Here is a 5,353-nt window from a genome sequence, read left to right as displayed (position 1 = left end):
TGGAATATAGAACAGCTTACTAGAATTTTGGGAGAAGTCGACGGTATAACCGTTGCCTATGCACTTAAGGCTATTGCTCCTAAACTTAAATTTAACAAGAAAAAAGTACGTTTCTACTAAAAAACAAACACCATAGTCATTTTCACTGTGGTGCTTGTTTTTTTCCTGCAAACTGTAGTTTTTCTTGGCAAAGTGACTGTAGTTTGACTTGGCGAATAACAGCAATTCTCTAAAACTTCCTTTAAATGTGAGACGCAATGCTGAAAATCTGAAGTCCCTTGCTCATCTAAAGGAATTTCCAAAATTTTATCTATGCCATTTTCCGATATTACACATGGAAGACTTAATGCTACGTCTGTTATTCCGTACTGGCCATCCAATACGACGGATACTGGAACAATACATTTTTCGTTTCTCATTATTGCAGCTACTAAACGACAAGCACTTAGTGCAACTCCAGAGCTTGTATATCCTTTTAGCTCAACAATATCTAAACCTACAGTTTTCATTTCTTCTAGAATTTTATTCTTATTAATTTTTTCTGTCAGCTTAAACTGTTTTTCAAAGTTATGAAAAGAAATGCCCACAATATTTACTGTATTCCATGGAATAAAAGAAGTTGCTCCATGCTCTCCTAGTACAAATCCTGTTACATTCTTAGCATCAACACCACATATATCTCCTAGAATTTTATTAAATCTTGCAGTATCTAATAAAGTACCAGTGCCTAGAATTTTATCTTTAGGGTAATTGAATTTTTTCTGAGCTACATAAACAAGAATGTCTAGTGGATTTGATACGTTGATAATAATTGCTTCTGTTGTGTATTTAACAATCTTTGACATAACATCAGACATAATAGCTATATTTTGTTCTAATAACACCATTCTATCCCTAGAATTACCTGGTTTAATGCTTGGACCAGCTGTCATTACTATAATCTGCGCATCGGCACAATCCTCGTAATCTCCAACTCTTATGGAAGCATTGGCACTATAAGCAAAAGCAGTGGTATGACTGGCGTCTAAAACCTCACCTAATGCCTTGTCTCTATTTCGATTAATCACAACAATATCATTTACTACGTTCATTCTCAATATGGAATTAAGTATAGCTGATCCAACTTTACCAGCACCAATTATTACAAGCTTACCATGTTTTACTTTCATATTAACCTCCATTTATATATTAGTGAAATTATTCCTTTTTCAAATTTAATGATTTAATCAATAATGAATTGTAGTTACATTCTAACACAGAATAATAATTTGCAGAATAAAAACAACTATAAAATAAGTGTATTTTACTTTTATAGTATAAAGTAAAATATTTATATGTTCGTTACTTATTAATATTTCACGTACTAGCATAAGGTGATATAATGATTCTGGAAATGTTAAGCATAGTCTTTGAATGAGTATGAATATTATAGGCTCATTAGAGACAGAATTATGGATGAAGGAGCAATTGAAATGTTAGGTGAAACAGAAATAAACCAAATAAAAAAAGTGTTAAGAGATAACATAGATAATAGTGAACTTGCTGGTGCAAATTTAATGATAATTAAAGAAGGAAAGGAAATCTTCTATCACGAGGATGGTTTAGCTGATAGGGAGGCAGGACTTCCAATAAAAAGAGATTCGATTTTTAGATTGTATTCGATGACTAAACCAATTACAGCTGCTGCAGTTATGATACTTTTAGAGCGTGGAGAAATAGATTTATATGAACCTGTAAGCAAGTATCTTCCTGGCTTTAAAAATCAGTTGGTAGCTGAAGGTGACAGTTTGGCTCCAGCACTGCGTGAAGTAGTACTTAAAGATTTACTGTCTATGACTTCAGGATTGGTGTATGGAGGGACAGGCAACAGAGCGGAGCGTGAAGTAGATGCGTTGTTTCATGAGATAGATAGCAGATTGTTAGGTAGTTGGCCCATGAGCACTGTTGAAGCTATGAACAAATTAGGTAAATGTACCCTTGCTTTTCAACCTGGAACGTTTTGGCAGTATGGTACTTCTGCAGACGTATTAGGAGCAGTTGTGGAAGTTGTAAGTGGTATGCGTTTTGGAGAATTTTTAAAGAAGGAAATATTTGAACCACTAGGTATGCAAGATACCGGTTTCTGGGTGCCAAAAGAAAAAAGGCAGCGCTTGGTAAAGACTTATGCAGACAACGGAAGCGGAGATTTAGTGCTTTATGCAGGAAACCATTTAGGAATTGTTCATCAGATGGACAGGGATCCAGCATTTGAATCTGGCGGAGCTGGTCTTGCTTCAACTATAGATGATTACGCTAGTTTTACAAGGATGCTCATGAATAAAGGAACTTTGGACGGTGTTCAGATTTTACGACCTAGAACAGTTAAATATTTAACATCGGGAACGTTAAACGCTGAGCAACAGAAAGGGTTAGATCTTTGGACTACATTGTGCGGTCACAGTTATGGAAATCTGATGCGTGTGAGAACAGATTGTGGTAAAGCTGGTGATCTTGGCAGCATTGGAGAATATGGATGGGATGGTTGGCTTGGCCCTTATTTTTGTAATTGTCCCAACGATCAATTAACATTCTTGTTTATGATGCAGAAAACGGATACTGGTACAACAACACTAACAAGAAAATTACGCAATATTATTTTTAGTACATGCTGTGAATAATTAAGATGGAGTATAGTCATAGGCGTATTTTTCGATGGACGAAGATTATACTCCATTTTCTAATTCTTGTACTATACTGATGACCTCATCATCAGTGGTTTGTTCAAAACTTTTATAATGTAAACTAACAGCATGAAATTCATCTGGAATATACAAGCATATAACCTCATCAATGAGTTTCTCTAATTGAAAAACTGTGTCTTGAGGTGCCACAGGTATTGCTAAAATAATTCTTTTTGCTTCATGCTTTTTTATTGCGTATATAGCGGCCTGAATTGTAAAACCTGTTGCAATTCCATCATCGATGATAATTACCGTTTTATCCTTAACCTTTGGAAAATCTGCATTTCCTTTATATTTCTTTAATCTTCTTTTGATTTCTTTTGTTTGATTAAGTATTTCGCTTTCTATATACTGCTGAGATACATTTAGCATGGCTGCATACCTTTCATTAATAATGTATGTTCCGTCTAAAGATACTGCACCTATAGCAATCTCTTTATTGTTAGGTAATCCAATTTTTCTAGGAATAATTAAATCCCAATCGAAGCCATACTTTTTTATAGTATCGTAAGCAACTACAATTCCACCTCTTGGCACAGCAAGGATAATTGGCATTTCGGGTTTGAATTTTTCAAGTACTAAAGAAAGTCTTTCTCCTGCCTCTTTTCTATTTGCAAACATATAATTAAATCTCCTTAACATATACACATTAGTATGAGTTAAAATTAGAGAATTATTCATTAAACAAATATTAAGCACCCAATGCTAAGATTGGGTGCTTAATATTTTATGCTTCAAGCAAAAATGTTTTATAAGTTTTCATGGCTTCGTATATATCTGCTTTGCTAGCAATTTCCCATGGTGAATGCATATTAAGCAGTGCAACTCCACAGTCGATTACCTCCATGTCGTAGTGGGCAAGAATATAGGCTATTGTACCGCCGCCTCCTTGATCAACTTTTCCAAGTTCAGCAGTCTGCCAAGTAACCCCGTGTTTGTCCAACATTCTTCTGATTTCTGCTATATATTCGGGGTTTGCATCATTGGAGCTGTATTTACCACGAATACCTGTATATTTGTTAAAGGCTATACCTTTTCCTATGTAAGCAGCATTTTTCTTTTCCATAACTTCAGGATAATTCGGATCAAAAGCGGCACTTACATCTGAAGAAAGCATTTTTGAGTTTGAAAGAGTTCTTCTCAATTTAAGTTCACTGTATTGTCCGGCTCTATCCATAACCTCTGCAACAACATTCTCAAAGAATTTTGATTGCATTCCAGTAGCACCGATGCTTCCAACTTCTTCTTTATCTACTAGTAATGCCACAGCGGTTTTATCCACTTCAGTCATTTGGAGCAGAGCATCAAATGAAGTATAAGCGCAGACTCTGTCATCCTGACCGTATGCCATAACCATACTCCTATCAAGCCCATAGTGTCTAGCTTTTCCTGCTGGTACAACCTCAAGTTCAGCTGATACAAAGTCATCTTCAGTTATACCATATTTATCATGTAAAAGAGATAATATATTTATTTTTACTCTTTCCTTAGCATCTTTATCTTCTATAGGAATACTTCCTACAAGTATATTAAGGTTCTCACCTTCAATACCTTTGCTTAGGCTCTTTTGAAGCTGGTCAGCAGCAAGATGCACTAAAAGATCAGAAATTCCTATTACAGGATCATCATCCTCTTCGCCAATAACCATATTTACTTTAGTTCCGTCACTTTTAATAAAAACACCATGAATTGCTAATGGTATTGTTACCCATTGATAATTTTTAATGCCGCCATAATAGTGAGTATCAAGCATTGCTAAGTTACTATCCTCATAGAGGGGATTCTGCTTTATATCAATTCTTGGTGAATCTATATGAGCTCCAAGAATTTTTAGACCATTTTCTAAAGGTTCATTGCCTATAAGAAATAAAGCAAGAGCCTTTCCCATATTATTTGCATATACTTTATCACCAGGTTTAAGTTCTTTACCTTCTGCAATTATCGTTTTCAAATTTTTATATCCAGCTTTTTCTGCTCTTGTTATGAATTCGTCTACGCATTCTCGTTCTGTCTTACAAGAGGACATAAAATCCATATATCCTTTATTATAAGCAAAGACAGCTTCAATTTCATCCTTTGAATATTTTTCCCAAGCGGTTAAACTTTTTTTAGTTAGATCAAGTTTTCCGCTATCAGTAGTATTTTTAGTTGTCATTAAAATACACCTCTGTTTCATTTATTGTTTACTGCTTCATTTATTTTACAATTACAGTTGTAATCAATATGATTCTATTTTATACAATTAGAATAAATAGTACAAATAATAATCATTTATTTTTTAATATGTAAACAGTTATATTCATGGGAAAAATAAATTCATCAATGTGGAGCTTTTTATTATACTATTTATTTTAGTGCTGATACTCAGCTTTTCGTCTTTGCTGAGTAAGGAACGTATCATTTTATCTAAATAAAATTGTATAATATAAGTTAAAAGGATAAATTCAAATAGGATTATGCCATAGGAATATCGTAATCACATGGCATTTTTTACTCTTTAGAAAATCACTGGTGTTCAGAGAATGGAAAACATTGTTTAAAAAAAGTAATGCAGTAACCACAAATTATATAAACATGAATATTAGATATATTTATCAATATATTGCCATAAGAAAAGAGTATAGTTGTTCAAT

At 33.9% G+C, this 5,353-nt stretch carries 5 protein-coding genes; 2 read left to right on the top strand and 3 right to left on the bottom strand.

The genetic code is table 11. The features are described 5' to 3' along the window. The first annotated feature begins 6 nt into the window (after positions 1–6). On the top strand, positions 7–120 hold the full coding sequence (locus CLORY_RS24360) for a hypothetical protein (RefSeq protein ID WP_479723561.1): 114 nt from the start codon (positions 7–9) through the stop codon (positions 118–120). Here the strand turns inward: CLORY_RS24360 and CLORY_RS22335 are convergent. After that, a complete protein-coding gene (locus tag CLORY_RS22335; RefSeq protein ID WP_079428721.1) occupies positions 117–1,169 on the bottom strand; it encodes an L-lactate dehydrogenase in 1,053 nt (350 codons plus the stop codon). The two genes, CLORY_RS24360 and CLORY_RS22335, sit on opposite strands and share 4 nt — an antisense overlap. 282 nt (positions 1,170–1,451) lie before the next feature. Here CLORY_RS22335 and CLORY_RS22330 point away from each other — a divergent pair, with 282 nt between their 5' ends. Beyond that, positions 1,452–2,657, top strand: a complete 1,206-nt coding sequence (locus CLORY_RS22330) for a serine hydrolase domain-containing protein (protein ID WP_242954488.1) — start codon at positions 1,452–1,454, stop codon at positions 2,655–2,657. A 45-nt stretch (positions 2,658–2,702) separates the two neighbouring features. On the opposite strand, the gene CLORY_RS22325 is transcribed toward CLORY_RS22330, so the two are convergent. Beyond that, a complete protein-coding gene (locus CLORY_RS22325; RefSeq protein WP_079428719.1) occupies positions 2,703–3,341 on the bottom strand; it encodes a phosphoribosyltransferase in 639 nt (212 codons plus the stop codon). Positions 3,342–3,447: 106 nt separating this feature from the next. Next, positions 3,448–4,875, bottom strand: coding sequence for an aminopeptidase (locus CLORY_RS22320; protein WP_139376126.1), 1,428 nt, complete (start codon positions 4,873–4,875; stop codon positions 3,448–3,450). Between the last annotated feature and the right edge of the window lie 478 nt (positions 4,876–5,353).

It is taken from the genome of Clostridium oryzae (assembly GCF_002029235.1).
GTDB lineage: Bacteria > Bacillota > Clostridia > Clostridiales > Clostridiaceae > Clostridium_AE > Clostridium_AE oryzae.
Note: the sequence above shows the minus strand (reverse complement) of the source record. Positions and strands in the feature narration are given on the sequence as shown.

Coding starts and splice junctions, on each gene's coding strand:
- CLORY_RS22335 (WP_079428721.1), bottom strand. CDS start 1,169: ATGAAAGTAAAACATGGTAAGCTTGTAATAATTGGTGCTGGTAAAGTT.
- CLORY_RS22330 (WP_242954488.1), top strand. CDS start 1,452: ATGGATGAAGGAGCAATTGAAATGTTAGGTGAAACAGAAATAAACCAA.
- CLORY_RS22325 (WP_079428719.1), bottom strand. CDS start 3,341: ATGTTTGCAAATAGAAAAGAGGCAGGAGAAAGACTTTCTTTAGTACTT.
- CLORY_RS22320 (WP_139376126.1), bottom strand. CDS start 4,875: ATGACAACTAAAAATACTACTGATAGCGGAAAACTTGATCTAACTAAA.